The organism is Pseudoclavibacter sp. 8L, assembly GCF_902506465.1.
Taxonomy (GTDB): Bacteria; Actinomycetota; Actinomycetes; order Actinomycetales; family Microbacteriaceae; genus Pseudoclavibacter.
This window is the reverse complement of the sequence record NZ_LR733186.1, coordinates 40,225-54,843: the sequence shown is the minus strand read 5'-3', so window position 1 is coordinate 54,843 and position 14,619 is coordinate 40,225. Positions and strand designations below refer to the sequence as shown.

At 69.3% G+C, this 14,619-nt stretch carries 11 protein-coding genes; 3 read left to right on the top strand and 8 right to left on the bottom strand.

Going from position 1 to position 14,619, the window contains the following annotated elements; genetic code table 11:
* Positions 1 to 2 precede the first annotated feature (2 nt).
* The 3 genes from GV007_RS06965 to GV007_RS06955 form a co-directional block, all read right to left on the bottom strand.
* Entirely contained in the window at positions 3 to 1,604 is a 1,602-nt protein-coding gene (locus tag GV007_RS06965; protein WP_160071669.1) for an ABC transporter substrate-binding protein, read from the bottom strand.
* A gap of 133 nt (positions 1,605 to 1,737) precedes the next feature.
* A complete protein-coding gene (locus GV007_RS06960) occupies positions 1,738 to 2,376 on the bottom strand; it encodes an alpha/beta hydrolase (protein ID WP_160071668.1) in 639 nt (212 codons plus the stop codon).
* Positions 2,373 to 3,257 carry a VOC family protein gene (locus GV007_RS06955; protein WP_160071667.1) on the bottom strand — a complete coding sequence of 295 codons (885 nt, stop codon included), beginning with the start codon at positions 3,255 to 3,257 and terminating at the stop codon, positions 2,373 to 2,375. The genes GV007_RS06960 and GV007_RS06955 overlap by 4 nt, the downstream gene beginning before the upstream one ends.
* Positions 3,258 to 3,317: 60 nt before the next feature.
* Between GV007_RS06955 and GV007_RS06950 the strand changes: the two genes are divergently transcribed.
* On the top strand, positions 3,318 to 4,016 hold the full coding sequence (locus tag GV007_RS06950; RefSeq protein ID WP_160071666.1) for a MarR family transcriptional regulator: 699 nt from the start codon (positions 3,318 to 3,320) through the stop codon (positions 4,014 to 4,016).
* A 130-nt stretch (positions 4,017 to 4,146) separates the two neighbouring features.
* Here the strand turns inward: GV007_RS06950 and aceB are convergent, their stop codons facing one another.
* Together aceB and aceA are read right to left on the bottom strand one after the other, a co-directional pair.
* On the bottom strand, positions 4,147 to 5,814 hold the full coding sequence (gene aceB, locus GV007_RS06945) for a malate synthase A (RefSeq protein ID WP_160071665.1): 1,668 nt from the start codon (positions 5,812 to 5,814) through the stop codon (positions 4,147 to 4,149).
* Positions 5,815 to 5,926: 112 nt separating this feature from the next.
* Complete coding sequence (gene aceA, locus GV007_RS06940) at positions 5,927 to 7,237, bottom strand: isocitrate lyase (RefSeq protein WP_160071664.1); 1,311 nt, start codon at positions 7,235 to 7,237, stop codon at positions 5,927 to 5,929.
* A gap of 134 nt (positions 7,238 to 7,371) precedes the next feature.
* On the opposite strand from aceA, the gene GV007_RS06935 reads away from it, so the two are divergent.
* On the top strand, positions 7,372 to 8,835 hold the full coding sequence (locus GV007_RS06935; protein WP_160071663.1) for an XRE family transcriptional regulator: 1,464 nt from the start codon (positions 7,372 to 7,374) through the stop codon (positions 8,833 to 8,835).
* Here the strand turns inward: GV007_RS06935 and GV007_RS06930 are convergent.
* A complete protein-coding gene (locus tag GV007_RS06930) occupies positions 8,787 to 10,196 on the bottom strand; it encodes an NtaA/DmoA family FMN-dependent monooxygenase (RefSeq protein ID WP_160071662.1) in 1,410 nt (469 codons plus the stop codon). The two genes, GV007_RS06935 and GV007_RS06930, sit on opposite strands and share 49 nt — an antisense overlap.
* On the bottom strand, positions 10,193 to 11,440 hold the full coding sequence (locus GV007_RS06925; protein WP_160071661.1) for an LLM class flavin-dependent oxidoreductase: 1,248 nt from the start codon (positions 11,438 to 11,440) through the stop codon (positions 10,193 to 10,195). The genes GV007_RS06930 and GV007_RS06925 overlap by 4 nt, the downstream gene beginning before the upstream one ends.
* Positions 11,441 to 11,631: 191 nt before the next feature.
* Here GV007_RS06925 and GV007_RS06920 point away from each other — a divergent pair, with 191 nt between their 5' ends.
* Positions 11,632 to 13,338 carry a cation:proton antiporter gene (locus GV007_RS06920; protein ID WP_160071660.1) on the top strand — a complete coding sequence of 569 codons (1,707 nt, stop codon included), beginning with the start codon at positions 11,632 to 11,634 and terminating at the stop codon, positions 13,336 to 13,338.
* 128 nt (positions 13,339 to 13,466) lie between these two features.
* Here GV007_RS06920 and GV007_RS06915 read toward each other — a convergent pair whose 3' ends face one another.
* A complete protein-coding gene (locus GV007_RS06915; RefSeq protein ID WP_160071658.1) occupies positions 13,467 to 14,597 on the bottom strand; it encodes a baeRF11 domain-containing protein in 1,131 nt (376 codons plus the stop codon).
* Positions 14,598 to 14,619: the final 22 nt, after the last annotated feature.

The window sequence follows — 14,619 nt, the reverse complement described above, 5'->3', positions numbered from 1 at the left end:
GGTTACTCCGCGGCCTTCCAGGCTGCCGAGAAGTCGAGCCTGCTGGACGCCTCGAACTGCACTCCCTGGACGCCGGGCGCCTGGACGAGGTTCGTGGAGAGCTGGATGACGGGGACGGCGTAGCCCTCTTCGAGCAGCTTGGTGACAGCCGCGTCGACCTCGGTCTGGCGCGCATCCGCATCGACGATGGCGGCCTGCGAGTTGAGCACCTCGTCGATCGGGCCGACCTCGCGGTAGTTGTACTTGTTGCCGCCCTCAGCCGAGAAGAAGATGCGGAGCGCGTCCGGGTCGGCGCGGGTGATGTTCGCCCAGGTGAACGGCTGCGTGCCATCGTTGATCGCGGTCACGTCGGCGATGGGAGCCTCGCGGAGCTGGAGGTCGATGCCGACGGCGGCGAGCTGGACCTGCACCTGCTCGAGGACGTTGGTGGTCGGCTGCCAGTAGGCGAGCTCGAAGCTCAGCTTCTGGCCGTCCTTCTCGCGGATGCCGTCCGCGCCTTCGACCCAGCCGGCTTCGTCGAGCAGCTTCGCGGCGTCCTCGACGTTGTACTCGAGGATGTCGCTCTGGTCGCTGTAGTAGGGCGTCGACGTGGCGAGCACGCTCGTGGCTGGGCTGTCCTCTGGCGTCAGGAGGGCGAGGAGCTCCTCGCGGTTGATGCTCTTCTGCACGGCAAGGCGCACGTTCTTGTCGGAGAGGATCGGGTGCGAGGCATTCGGGATGAGGTTGTAGACGACGCCGGGGTTGGCGCGGTTCTGCACGTTCGCGCCGGCGCCCTTGAGTGCGTCGAGGTCGACGAAGGAGACGTCGGTCGAGACGTCGAGCTGGCCGGACTGGAGCGACCCGGTGAGCGTCGATGCCTCCGGGATGACCGAGTACGTGATCGTGTCGAGGTAGGGACGCTCGGTGTTGCCGGTCGTCGATGCACCCCACGCGTAGTCCTCGCGGGCGGCGAGGACCGTCTCGGCGTTGGGGGTGTAGCTCTCGACGGAGAAGGGCCCTGAGCCGATGAAGTCGCCAGCGCAGCGCGCTTCCTGGCTGAGCTTCGTGCTCTCGGTGGAGACGAGCCCGAGCGTGAAGGTGGAGGTCGCCTGCAAGAACTGCGCGGACGGCTCGGCGAAGGTATAAGTCACCGTCTGCGGGTCCACGACGGTGACCGACTCGAGGCCGGCGAGGTACAGGTTGCCGAGCGGCGACTTCGCGCCGAGCGCCTGGACGCCCTCCGCGTTGGCCTTGACGGCTTCGGCGTCGATGGGCGTGCCGTCGGCGAAGGTCGGCCCCTCGGCGAGCGTGAAGGTGAACTCCCTCGCGTCGTCCGAGATCTCCCAGGACTCAGCGAGCCACGGAAGCACTTCGCCGGTCTCGACGTCCTGCGTCGTGAGCGACGCGACGGTCTGGCGGGCGATGTTGACGTTGTTGTTGTTGCCGACCTGGGCCGGGTCGATGCATCCGATGTCGCTGAGGATGCCGACGCGCAGGTTGCCACCCTGGACGGGCTCTGCGTCGGCCGCCGGAACCGCTCCAGACTGCGCCGCGCACGAGGCGAGCGCCATCATCCCGACCGCGGCGAGGGCGGCGGCGGAGAGCGGTCTGGTCGAGCGGGTCATCTGGACTCCTTCTAGGCGGAACGCATCCCACTTGCGGGATCGGCCCCAGGTACGGGGATGTCCAGAGACTAGGAAGACGGCCGCCCACTCAGGTGGACGGCCGAAATCTCAGGTACCAGGAGGACACGCAGGGTCACATTGCGCTGAGGAACCCGGCGAGGTCTTCCAGCTCCTGCGGCGAGATGCCGTGCGCAAGGCCCGGGTAGACGTGCTCGCTGGCCGTCGCGTGATCGGACAGCCACGCGGTGGTTCGGTCGAAGGTGGCGTCGCTGATGATCTGGTCCCGGTCCCCGCGCCCGAAGAACACGGGTGGGCGGATGCTGGTGAGCTCCTCGTCGCCCGGCTGCTCGCCCTGGAGGGAGAAGCCGGAGAGGATGGCTCCGCGCTCGAAGCGCTGCGGCTCCCGGCGAAGCAGCTGGGTCACCATGAGCCCGCCCTGCGAGAAGCCGATCGGGATGACGCTCGCGGCCGGTGCCGTGTTCTGGTCGAGCCAGGCGAGCACGGCGTCCGTGGCCGCTGCGGCTTTGGCCGGGTCGGGCAGGCCGGGGCGGTCGATGGGCACCCAGGCGTAGGAGCCGACCTCGGCGGGCGTCTTCTCACGGAGGACGAGGGGCGCGCGCAGGGACGCCCAGTCGAAGCCGTCGCCGAGGGCCGGCAGGAGGCTCGTGAGGTCGTCCTCGTGCGACCCGTAGCCGTGCATGAGCAGGAGGATCGGCCGCTTGCCAGAGGCATCGACCGACGAGAGGGCTGTGCTGATCGCGAGCTCGCTCATGCTGCGACTGCCTCCTCACGCGTGCGGAGCACGACTTCGGAGCGCCAGGGGTCCAGCACGGTGATGGTCGCCCCATCGTCGGCGAACTGAAGGCCGGCGCCGCGGAGCCGGTCGGCAACAGCGTCGAGCTCGGTCCGTTCTGGAACCTCGATCGTGAGCTGGCCGAGCCCCAGGGTCGCGGCTCGGGGTCCGGCGCCTGCGCTGTTCCAGACGTTGAGGGCGATGTGGTGGTGGTAGCCGCCCGCGCTCACGAAGAGCGCTCCCGGATAGGTGGTCGTCGTCTCGAAGCCGAGGGTGTCGACGTAGAAGCTCTTGGCCGTGTCGACGTCGCCGACCTGCAGGTGCACGTGGCCGACGTCCGCTGCTGCCTTCTGGGGCGCATCCGCGGTGTCTTCGACGAGATTGGCTCGCAGGTAGGCGTTGGGATCGAGGAACTCGGTGGACATGGCGATGCGCCCGGTGGCGTCGAGCCACGTGTCACGCGGACGGTCGGTGTAGAGCTCGATGCCGTTGCCCTCTGGGTCGGTGAAGTAGAAGGCCTCGCTGACGTGGTGGTCGGAGGATCCGACGAACTGGGAGCGCGGGTGCTGGGCCGCCCGGTAGACGGTCGCGGCGAGGTCGCTCGGCGTGTCGAACAGGAGGGCGGTGTGGAAGAGCCCGGCGGCACGTCGCGGAGCGACCGGGAGGCCGGGGGTGTGCCGGAGGCGCACGAGCGGGGCGGCTCCTCGTCCGAGCGTGATCTCGCCGTCGGTCTCGGCGATCGGCTCGAGGGCGAGCGCCGTGCGGTAGTACTCGGATTGCGCGGCGAGGTCGCCGACGTGGAGTGAGACGAGGCCCATCCCGGTGCCTGCGTCGAGCTTGTCGCCATCTGATGTCGTCATGGCACGAACCGTAGCACTCAAGAACTTGCATCTACAAGTAAAAGACGCGAGGATGAAGGCATGACCGAACCCAGATGGCTCTCCGCGGACGAGCAGCACTCGTGGCTGCACTTCATCGGGGTCGTCGAGCTGCTCCCGGGTGCGCTCGACACGCAGCTCGGCAACGACGCCGGCATCACGCACTACGAGTATCTCGTGATGGCGGTCCTCTCGGAGTCGCCGGGCCGGAGTCTGCGCATGACCGACCTCGCGACGCGCACCAACGCCACGCTCCCACGCCTCTCCCGTGTAGTCCTCGGCCTGGAGCAGCGCGGTCACGTCGAGCGCACGAGCCACCCCGGCGACCGCAGGGCGAAGATCGCGAAGCTCAGCGACAGCGGCATGCTGTTCCTCGAGGAGACTGCGCCCGGCCACGTCGGCAAGGTGCGGGAGCTCATCGTGGATGCCCTCACCCCCGAGGAGTTCAGCGCGCTCGGCAGGATCTCCCAGAAGCTGCTCGACCGGATCGACCCGGAAGACCGCTTCGGCGTCCACCGGACCGCGACGGAGCCGTCAGGCTCGGACTCTGAGCCGATCGCCCGATTGGGCATCGGGGCTCCAGCGACCCGTGCGCTCGCCGGCGATGGGCAGACCCTGCTCGGCGACGTCGCCGGTGCGAGCCGCGAGCACCTGCTCTCCCTGCACGGCGTCGGCCCCCGCGCCGTCGGCATCCTCGAGGGCGCCCTCGAGGCGCGCGGACTCGCACCGCTGCAGCGCTGACGGTCCGGGCAGGAACGCGTGCAGAGACGCGTGCAGAGGCACGGACAGAGACACGGACAGAGACGCCCGGACCGCCAGGGCCGTCAGCACCGCGGCATGCCGCAACGGCGGGCAGCGGGCTGACTCTCGCTCAGGCTGCGGCGAGGTGCGCCTCACGCTCGATGCTCCGCGCGACCGGCCGCTCGCAGAGGTGGTGCGCGTAGGCGGGGATCGTCAGGAACGTCGGGAACTCGTCGTCCAGTGAGACTCGTCGCAGGATCTGCGCGGCGGCCTCGAAGCGGTCGCCCTCGAAGCGCTGCGCGTCACTGAGGGCGCCGTCGAGCAGCGACGCGACCAGCTCACGCGTCACCACCGTGCCGGAGTCGGTCACGGTCTGTTGGGCGATCCACTGCCAGAGCTGGGAGCGTGAGATCTCCGCCGTCGCCGCATCCTCCATGAGGTCGTCGATCGCGACGGCACCCACCCCACGCAGCCAGCTCTCGATGTAGCGGAGCGCGACGGAGACATTGGCGCGCACCCCCTCATCGGTGACGTGCTTCTCCAGCGAGCGCACGTCGAGGAGCTGCGCCGCCGTGACGTCGACCTCGGAGCGGTCCCGTCCGAGCTGGTTCGGTGCCCCGCCGAGCACGGCGTCGAATTCAGTGCGTGCAACGTCGATGAGTCCCGGATGCGCGACCCACGACCCGTCGAATCCGTCACCGGCCTCCCTCGCCTTGTCGGCGCGCACCTTCTCGAGGGCACGCGCCGTGACCTCGGGCTCGCGGGAGTTCGGGATGAAGGCGCTCATGCCGCCGATTGCGTGCGCGCCCCGAGCGTGGCAGGTCCGCACGAGCAGCTCCGTGTATGCACGCATGAACGGGACCGTCATCGTGATCCGGTCACGGTTCGGGAAGACGTACTGGGGTCCGCGCGAGCGGTAGTGCTTGATGAAGCTGAAGATGTAGTCCCATCGTCCGGCGTTGAGGCCGGCGCAGTGCTCGCGGAGCTCGTAGAGGATCTCGTCCATCTCGAAGGCCGCCGGGAGCGTCTCGATGAGCACGGTCGCCCGGATCGTGCCGTGCTCGATGCCGATGGCCCGTTCCGAGAAGGTGAAGACGTCGTCCCAGAGGCGCGCCTCGAGGTGGTTCTCGAGCTTGGGCAGGTAGAAGTACGGACCGCGCCCGCGTGCCAGCAACTCCGTGGCGTTGTGGAAGAAGTAGAGCCCGAAGTCCACGAGGGAACCGGAAGCGGGCCGCTGCTGGCCCGAGCGGTCGGTGTAGCTGAGGTGCTTCTCGACGAGGTGCCAGCCGCGAGGCCTGACGATGATGGTCGGCGTCGTGTCGGCGGTGACCGAGTACTCCTTTCCTTCTGGGCTCGTGTACTCGATGCGCTCTCTGACGGCGTCCAGCAGCGAGACCTGCCCGCCGACGATGTTCTGCCAGGTGGGGCTCGTCGCGTCCTCGAGGTCGGCCAGCCAGGCGTTCGCTCCCGAGTTGAGGGCGTTGATGGTCATCTTTCGGTCGGTGGGGCCGGTGATCTCGATGCGGCGGTCCTCGAGGCCGGGGCCGGCGCCGGCGACTCGCCAGTTCGGGTCCTCCCGCACGGCTGCCGTCTCACTCAGGAAGCGGAAGTCGCGGCCGTTCTCGACGGCTTTCCGGCCGTCCATCCTGGCGAGGAGGCGTTCGTGGCGGCGGCCCGCGAACTGGTCGTGGAGGCGCAGGACGAACTCGAGGGCTTCGCGGGTGAGGATCTCGTCGAAGCGGTCGCCGATCGGCCCCGTCACCTTCAGGCGCGGTTCTGGTGTGCTGTTCATGGTCATGGCTGCTTTCTGCGTCGATGGGTCAGAGAGGTCGCGGGGGTCAGAGAGGTCGCGGGGGTCAGAGAGGTCGCGGGGGTCAGAGGGGTCGCGGGAGAGCGTGACGTCGCGCGGTTCAGTGGAACTGCTCGGACTCGGTGGAGCCGACGAGCGCGAGTGTGGAGCTGGCGGGGTTGAGGCTCGAGGACAGGCGGTCGAAGTAGCCGGTGCCGACCTCGCGCTGGTGCTTCGTCGCCGTGTAGCCGTCGGCCTCGCTCGCGAACTCGGCCTCCTGGAGGTCGACGTAGGCACTCATGTGGCGGGCGCTGTAGTCGCGGGCGAGGGTGTACATGGAGTGGTTGAGCGCATGGAATCCGGCAAGGGTGATGAACTGGAAGGTGTAGCCCATCGCAGCGAGCTCACGCTGGAACGCGGCGATCTGCGCGTCGTCGAGGTGTCGCTTCCAGTTGAAGGACGGCGAGCAGTTGTAGGCCAGCTTCTTGCCGGGGAACTCCGCGTGGATGCTCTCGGCGAAGGTTCGGGCCAGCTCGAGGTCGGGTTCGCCGCTCTCGACCCAGAGGAGGTCGGCGTACGGGGCGTAGGCGTGCCCGCGGGCGAGCACGGTCTCGATGCCTGGCTTCGTCTCGTAGAACCCTTCGGCGGTCCGGTCGCCCGTCAGGAACGGTCGGTCGCGCTCGTCGACATCGCTCGTGATGAGGTTCGCGGCGAGGGAGTCGGTGCGGGCGATGATGACGCTGGGCACGCCGGCGACGTCGGCGGCGAGACGGGCCGCGTTGAGGGTGCGGATGTGCTGCTGGGTCGGCACGAGGACCTTGCCGCCCATGTGACCGCACTTCTTCTCGCTCGCGAGCTGGTCTTCCCAATGCACGCCAGCGGCTCCTGCTTGGATCATGGAGGCCATGAGCTCGTAGGCATTGAGCGGGCCGCCGAAGCCCGCTTCGGCATCGGCGACGATGGGCGCGAGCCAGTCGCGGCTCGGCGCCCCGTCCTCGGCGGTCTCGATCTGGTCGGCGCGGAGGAGGGCATTGTTGATGCGGCGGACGACGGCCGGCACGGAGTTCGCCGGGTAGAGACTCTGGTCCGGGTAGGTCTGGCCGGAGAGGTTCGCGTCGGCCGCGACCTGCCACCCGGAGAGGTAGATGGCCTTGAGGCCGGCGCGCACCTGCTGCACGGCCTGGTTGCCAGTGAGGGCTCCGAGGGCAGCGACCCAGCTGCCGTCGTCGTCGTTCACGAGGTCCCAGAGGTGCTCCGCTCCTCGGCGTGCGAGCGTCTGCTCCTCGACGACACTCCCCCGCAGGGCGACGACGTCCTCGGCGGAGAAGTCGCGCGTGATGCCACTCCAGCGCGCTTCTGTCTTCCAGGCATTCTCGATGCTCGCGGCCGTCGCCTGCGCCGACTCGGTTCCGTGAGGCGTCGTCTGGTCCATGATGAGCTCCTTTGCTCGAAGAACTGGTGTTGTGTCGATCCTGCGCCGTCCTGGACGCCCGAGATGGAAACTCCCACTAGAAATCTGCCCGTTCTTCTAGCGCGCAGAAGGATGTGTGTGGCACGGTTGCGCACATGGACATCGACGTTCTGACGCTCGGCCGACGCATCCGCTCGATTCGGCAGGAGCGGGGCCTCACCCTCGAGGCGCTCGGCACCGCCATCAAGCGCGCACCCTCGCAGATCTCCGCCATCGAGACAGGGAAGCGCGAGGTTCGATTGACGGAGCTGCAGGCCTTCGCGCGCCTCTTCGGGGTGAGCGTCGACGAGCTGCTCTCCGACGCCCCGCTCTCGAAGCGCGCGTCACTCGAAGTCGAACTCGAACGCGCGCAGGCGGGCCGGATCGCGCTCGCGCTCGGCCTGGATCCGCTCCCCATCCGCCGCTCGCTGAGCGACGAGGCCATCGAGACGATCCTCGCTCTCTACCGGGAGCTCGCCAGAATCGACTCAGAGCGGGCGGCGACCCCAGAGGAGGCGCGGCGAGCCAACACCGAGCTGCGGCGTGCCATGCGGGAGCGGGACAACTACTACGCGGAACTCGAGGAGCAGGCCGCTGCGCTGCTCACGAGCGTCGGGCACACGGACGGGCCGCTGTCGCAGCGCACCGCGGCCGACATCGCGGCTCACCTCGGGCTGACGCTGCACTATGTGCGCGACCTGCCCGTCTCGACCCGTTCGGTCGTCGATCGGAGGCACGGCCGCATCTACGTGCCCCTGGCCCAGTCGGCGGATGCGGACCCCCGATCGATCATCCTGCAGACCATCTCGAGCTACGTGCTCGGCCACGAGGCGCCGCGCGACTACGCGGAGTTCCTCATGCAGCGGGTCGAGACGAACTACTTCACCGGCGCGCTCCTGATCCCGGAGCTGGGCGCCGCGAAGCTCATGGGCGCGGCCCAGCAGCGTCGGGCGCTTTCGGTCGAGGACCTCCGCGACGCGTACGGCGTGAGCTACGAGACCGCCGCGCACCGGTTCACGAACCTCAGCACCCATCACCTCGGCATCCCGGTCCACTTCCTCAAGGTCAGCGAGTCCGGGGTCATCTCGAAGGCCTACGAGAACGACAGCGTCAGCTTCCCCACCGACGCGCTCGGCGCCGTGGAGGGCCAGTTCGTGTGCAGGCAGTGGAGCGCGCGACGGGTGTTCGACGTCGAGGACCGCTTCAGCCCGTACCACCAGTACACGGACAAGCCGGTCGGGACCTACTGGTGCACCTCGCGCATCCAGACCACGCCTCGGGGCACCTTCTCGGTCAGCGTCGGCACGGCCTTCGAGCACGCGAAGTGGTTCGCGGGACGCGAGACGACGCGAAGGCATACCTCCACCTGCCCGAACGGCGACTGCTGTCGCCGCCCCTCGGAGCAGCTGTCGGCGAGGTGGGCGGGCGCTTCGTTCCCGAACGCCCGACTCCACACCTCACTGCACGCGGCGATGCCGACCGGGGCGTTCCCCGGCGTCGACGAGGTGGAGGTGTACGAGTTCCTGGAGCGTCACGCCCCGCCGACACCGGCGGAGGCACCGCCAGCGCCGAGCAGCTGACCGCTGGGCGCATCCGCCGACGGCGGCTCCGCTGGCAGTCCGAGCGTCTCGCGGAGGGTGGCCCCGGGGGTGTACTCCTCGCGGTACACGCCGCGCTCCTGCAGCTCTGGGATCACTCCGTCGACGAAGCGGTCGAGCCCGTTCGGGATCAGCGAGGGCACGATGACGAACCCGTCGGACGCACCGCCCTGGACGTAGCGGGAGATCTCGTCGGCGATGTGCGACGCCGTCCCGACGAAGGTGTGCCGCGTGTTGAGCTTCACCATCAGCTCGCGCACGGTGAGCGACTCGCGCTCCGCGATCTCCCTGAACTTGGAGATCTGGGCGCGCTGCTTGGAGAGGTCGTTCGCCTGACCGGCGCGGATGCGCTCGTCGCCCGGCTCGAGGTCGGGAAGCGGACCGTCCGGGTCGACGCCAGACAGGTCCCTCCCCCACACCTGCTCGAGCATCGCGATCGCCGTCTGCGGGCTGACCTGGGCGAGGGCCTCCTCGCGGGACCGCTCGCGGGCGTCCGCCTCCGAATCGCCGATGACGAACGTCGCTGCCGGCATGATCAGGAGAGAGTCGCGTGAGCGGCCGGCGGCAGGCAGGCGGCCCTTGACGTCGTCGTAGAACCGCTTGCCGTCCTCGAAGGCGGCGTGGAGAGAGAAGATGATCTCGGCGTTCGCCGACGCGAAGTCGCGCCCCGCCGGGGAGTCGCCGGCCTGCACGATGACCGGGTAGCGCTGGGGGCTGCGGGGCAGGTTCGGGATCGTCTCGACGTCGAAGTGCTTGCCGACGTGGTTGATGCGGCTGACCCCGCCGGGGCGCAGGTACTCGCCCCGGCCGGGGTTGGCGGCGATCGCGTCCGCTTCCCACGCGTCCCAGAGGCGCTTCGAGAGCCGCACGAACTCCTCGGCCCGCTCATAGCGCTCCGCGTACTCCAGGAACCCGCCGCGGCGGAAGTTCTGACCGTGGAACGCGTCGCTCGAAGTGACGACGTTCCAGCCGGCTCGGCCTTCGGAGAGGTGATCGAGGGTCGCGAGCTGCCTCGCGAGATCTGCCGGCTCGTTGAAGGTCGAGGAGAGTGTGCCGACGAGTCCGATGTGCTCGGTGAGGCTGGCGAGTGCGGCGAGGATCACGAGCGTGTTGGGCCGCCCGACGACGTCGAGCTCGTGGATGCGCCCCTTGTGCTCGCGAAGCCGAAGCCCCTCGGCGAGGAACAGGTAGTCGAACCTGCCGCGCTCGGCCGTCTCCGCGAAGGCCCGGAAGGAGGCGAGGTCGATCTGGCTTCCTGCATCAGGGTCGGTCCAGATGGTCGTGTTGTTGACGCCGGGGAAGTGCGCCGCGAGGTGGACCTGCTTGAGGGGCGTGCCGCTCATGCGCGCTGTGCCTTTCCATCGTTGACCAGGGCACCGCGGCCGCGAGCCGCTTGGCGGTCTGCGTGGGCTGCGGCGAAGCGATTCGCGGGACGCGGTTCGAGCCCGAGAGTCTTGCGCAGGCTCGGTGACTTCTCGCGGGGGTTGGGGGGCGAGACGATGCCTCGAGCCTCCAGCATGGGGCGCACCCTGTCGACGAACTCGGCGACGTCGCCGTGGGTCAGGGGGCGGACGCGCACGCCGTCGAGGCCAGCGTCCGCGTACTTGGCGATGAGCTCGGCGGTCGTCACGTTTGATCTGACCACGACTCGGGTGTCGCTGCGGTAGCCGGAGTCAGCGCGGACGCGCTCGTCGAGCGCTCGGAAGTGCTCCTCCGTCGACCCGTCCTCGTCGCCGAGGAAGATCTCCAGGTCGGCGACGACGCGGAGGGGCTCGCCCGTGCGGCCCACGCGCTGCTCTGCCTCGCGGATCGCAGCGAGGAGCTCGGCGACCGTGGCTCGGCCAGGCGTGACGAACACGACGTCGGCCTGCCGCGCCGCGAACTCGAACGCGTCCTGCGTCTGCGCGAGCGCGAAGACCGGCGGCTGCCCCTGCGGCGAGCGCGGCACGATAGAGGGCCCCTTCACGCTGAAGTGCTCGCCCTCGAAGTCCGCGTAGTGCAGGCGGTCCGCGTCGATGAACCGGCCCGTCGACTCGTCGCGGATGACGGCATCGTCCTCCCAGCTGTCCCAGAGCCGCCGGATGACCTCGACCGAGTCCGCTCCCTCGGCGAAGATCGCGTCGAGACCGAGTGAGCTCTTGCGTCCGAAGCTCGCCGCCTCCGCGGCACTCGCGCTGAGCTTGGCCCGAAGGCCCGCACGGCCGAGCGACACGAAGTCGAGGGTCTGGATGCTCGTAGCCGCGTGGAAGGGCTCCGCGTGCGTGAGGCCGATGGTGGGGACGAGCCCGATCCGCTTGGTGTGCGGGGCGAGGGCGGCCGCGAGCAGGGTCGCGTCGAGCGACACCTCGGCGAGATCGCGAGATGCCTCCCAGTCCGGGGCGCTCCCCTCGATCTGGTAGGCGTCCTCGAAGGTGACGTAGTCGATCCCGGCGCGCTCGGCATGCTGGACGAGATCGCGCCAGTAGCCGAGCTCCGTGAGCCGAGTCCCGTCACCGCGTGGCAGCACCGTCCACGCGGCCGGGTGCCAGCCTGCGCCCTGGAGGGCGAGCCCGACCGTGAATCGTCCGGGGCTTGGTCGTCTCGACATGATGCCTCTCTCACGGGATCCGGTGTCCGAGCACCGCGGAGCGCAGCAGCCGCGGTGTTCTGGGTTGCCCGATCGTAGTTCCGCGCGTCACAGCCGGGAGCCTGGGTGCGTCACCCGCCGAAATGGAGTGCAACATTGCGACGCGCGCGAGCGACCGGGATCACGGCCGTGGCCGATTAGTCTGCTGTTCCATGGAGCTCGAACTCGCAGTCTTCGGTGTGGCGGCGGTCCTCATCATCGTCGCCGTGGCCGCCATCGCGCCCAAGCTGGGGGTCGCGGCGCCCATCCTGCTGGTGCTCGTCGGTATCGGCGTCGGCTATCTGCCCGGGGTCCCTGACTTCGAGTTCCCCCCTGAGCTGATCCTCACGATCGTGCTGCCGCCCATCCTCTACTCGGCCGCCGTGAACGTTCCGCTGGCGGACTTCCGACGCAACCTGCGCTCCATCACGGGGCTGTCGGTGCTGCTCGTCATCATCTCGGCGTTCGGCAGCGGGCTGCTCCTCTACGCGCTCCTCCCCGACCTGAACCTCGCCGCCGCGATCGCGCTCGGGGCCGTCATCAGCCCGCCGGATGCGGTGGCCGCGACGGCGGTCGGCAAGCGGCTCGGTCTTCCTCCGCGCCTCGTGACGGTGCTCGAGGGCGAGGGCCTCGTGAACGATGCGACGGCGCTTGTCATGCTCCGCAGCGCGATCGCGGCGACGGCGGGAGCGCTGTCGTTCTGGGGAGCTGTCGGTGACTTCGTGCTCGCCGTGACCCTGGCCGTGGTGCTCGGCGCCGTGGTCGGCGCGGTCACCGTGTACGTGCGCTCCAAGCTCGACAGCGCCGTGCTGACGACGGCGATCTCCTTCACGGTGCCTTTCCTGACCTACGTGCCGACGGAGGAGGTGGGTGGCTCCGGTGTGCTCGCGGTCGTGGTCGCGGGCCTCATCACGGGGCACGCCAGTGCGAGCCGCTTCAGCCCGCAGGATCGCATCAGCGAGCGCACGAACTGGCGCACGGCGCAGCTCTTGCTGGAGAACGGCGTCTTCCTCCTCATGGGCTTCGAACTGTCCGCGCTCATCGAGTCCGTCGACGGCGACGCAGACGGCATCGGGCTGTTGCATGCTGTCGGCATCGGCCTGCTCGCGACGATCGCGCTGGTCGTCATCCGAGTGCTGTTCGTCATCCCGCTCGTGCTCATGCTCCGAAGGGAGCAGCGCCGCGCCGAGCTCGTCGCGCCTCGCGTCGAGCAGTTCCTCAAGCGGGTGACCGCCCCAGGACTCGCGAGCGCGCGACCGCGCCTCGTCGACCGAGCCAAGCGTGCGAGCGCCGACATCGCGTTCTATCGTGACGAGGGGCTCGGCTGGCGAGGCGGGGCAGTGCTCGCGTGGTCCGGGATGCGCGGGGTCGTCACGCTCGCGGCGGCGCAGTCGCTGCCCGCCGATTTCCCGTACAGGCCGCAGCTCGTGCTGATCGCCTTCACGGTGGCGATCGTGACGCTCGTCGTGCAGGGCGGGACCCTCCCGCTCCTCATCAGGAAGCTCGGGGTCACCGGCACGGACGCCGACGCGGACGCGCGGGAGCTCGCGAGCCTCGCCGACGAGGTGTTCGACGTCGCGCGCGAGTCGCTCGCGAACCCGGAGCTTCGGCGGGCGGATGGTGGAGAGTACGACGCTGAGCTGCTTGAGCAGGTGCAGGCAGTCGCGTCCCGCATGAGTCGGCTGCTCTCGAAGCCCGTCGACCTCGACGAGGACGCGCAGGACACGCACGTGCAGCGGCGAGAGCTCACCCGCATCCTGCTCGACAACGCCCAGCTGGCGCTGCTCGATGCGAGGTCGTCAGGGAGCTACTCGTCTCGGACCATCGAGCAGGCGCAGCACCGCCTCGATGCCGAGGCCCTCCGCTTCGGTGGCGCCTGACGCGAGTTCGGCGACGCCCGACGCGACACCCTCGTGCACGACGGCGGGGTGCGGGCTCGTCCTGAGCCCGCACCCCGCCGTTTCGCTCGAGCGCCTGTCGGGCGCTGCCTTGGGCTCTGCTGGTGCGGCTACGCCGTGGCGTTCAGGGGATACCGAAGCGTCGCGGCCACCTCGGCGCCGTCGACGAGGTCGCCTCGCCGAACGGCCCTGACCTTGGCGCCGTGCTTGAGGGCGCGGGCGGCGATCTCGTCCACGATGGCGTAGGTGTGCGGGCCGGGGGTCTCGGCGCGCGTGAGCTTGCCGTCCTCGTCCAGCTCGCCCTCCAGGGTCGAGTCCATGTCGAAGTAGAGCTCGGCGACGGCGCCTTGCGAGGCCGCCTTCGCAACCTCATTGATGGAGGTGGTCGCGTGGCCGTTGCTCCGCTTCGTGCCGAACTCCTCCCGCCAGTCGTTGATCTCCCCCCGGTAGTGGTCGTCGAGGATGCCGCGCGCCTTCGCGTCGAGCTCCCCCGGCGCGAGTGAACCCGGGTGGGCGCCGATGCGCTGCTCGAGGAGCCCCGGGTACTCGTTCACGGCCCGGTAGGCGGTGTCGAAGTCGCCGGTCGCGGCGAGGATGAGCGGGGCACCCGAGTCTCGGAGAATCGGGATGACCTGCTCCTGGACGATGCGCGCGAAGCGCTCGTGCCCGATCCGGTCGCCCGTCGTTCCCTGCGCGCGCTGTCGATCGAAGCGGCCGCCGGTGGTCGTGTGCTCGAGCACCGTCGCGAGGTCGTCGGGGAGCCCCTCGATGGGCAGCTGGCGCGGCTTCGCGTCGGCGAGCACCTCGAAAAGCGTCACCTCGCCTCGAGAGAGCCCGAGCACGAAGCCGCAGTTCGGGAACGTCGTCGCGCGCAGCAGTGCGCCGACGTCGAAGCGGTCGCCAACCGCGACGTGCTGGCCGAGGCGGTTGGCGAGGCGGAAGGTGCGGAAACGGTCGGCGGACGCGAGGATGACGAGGGAGCGGGATTGAGCCCGCCAGAACTCGGGATCGGACTCGAGCTGCTTCGCTGGATCGAGGATCTTCGCGATACGCGTCCGATCCAGACCGAGAGTCTCGAGCTCCTTCGCCGCCTGGCTCACGGCGGCCCGCAACTCCAGTCGCAGGGCCTCCGACTCGCTCGGGGCACTCGAGGCCGGGATGGCGATGCTCACGCTGCCCTCGCCCCGGTACTCGGTCAGTTCAAGCAGATCTTCATGGCTAGGAATATCACTTGGCAACATCTCTGCACGCTAATGATCGGGC

Excerpts from the sequence above, each read along its gene's own strand:
- GV007_RS06925 (WP_160071661.1), bottom strand. The coding sequence starts at position 11,440 with ATGTCGAGACGACCAAGCCCCGGACGATTCACGGTCGGGCTCGCCCTC.
- aceB (WP_160071665.1), bottom strand. The coding sequence starts at position 5,814 with ATGACCATGAACAGCACACCAGAACCGCGCCTGAAGGTGACGGGGCCG.
- aceA (WP_160071664.1), bottom strand. The coding sequence starts at position 7,237 with ATGGACCAGACGACGCCTCACGGAACCGAGTCGGCGCAGGCGACGGCC.
- GV007_RS06950 (WP_160071666.1), top strand. The coding sequence starts at position 3,318 with ATGACCGAACCCAGATGGCTCTCCGCGGACGAGCAGCACTCGTGGCTG.
- GV007_RS06915 (WP_160071658.1), bottom strand. The coding sequence starts at position 14,597 with ATGTTGCCAAGTGATATTCCTAGCCATGAAGATCTGCTTGAACTGACC.
- GV007_RS06930 (WP_160071662.1), bottom strand. The coding sequence starts at position 10,196 with ATGAGCGGCACGCCCCTCAAGCAGGTCCACCTCGCGGCGCACTTCCCC.
- GV007_RS06920 (WP_160071660.1), top strand. The coding sequence starts at position 11,632 with ATGGAGCTCGAACTCGCAGTCTTCGGTGTGGCGGCGGTCCTCATCATC.
- GV007_RS06955 (WP_160071667.1), bottom strand. The coding sequence starts at position 3,257 with ATGACGACATCAGATGGCGACAAGCTCGACGCAGGCACCGGGATGGGC.
- GV007_RS06935 (WP_160071663.1), top strand. The coding sequence starts at position 7,372 with ATGGACATCGACGTTCTGACGCTCGGCCGACGCATCCGCTCGATTCGG.
- GV007_RS06960 (WP_160071668.1), bottom strand. The coding sequence starts at position 2,376 with ATGAGCGAGCTCGCGATCAGCACAGCCCTCTCGTCGGTCGATGCCTCT.
- GV007_RS06965 (WP_160071669.1), bottom strand. The coding sequence starts at position 1,604 with ATGACCCGCTCGACCAGACCGCTCTCCGCCGCCGCCCTCGCCGCGGTC.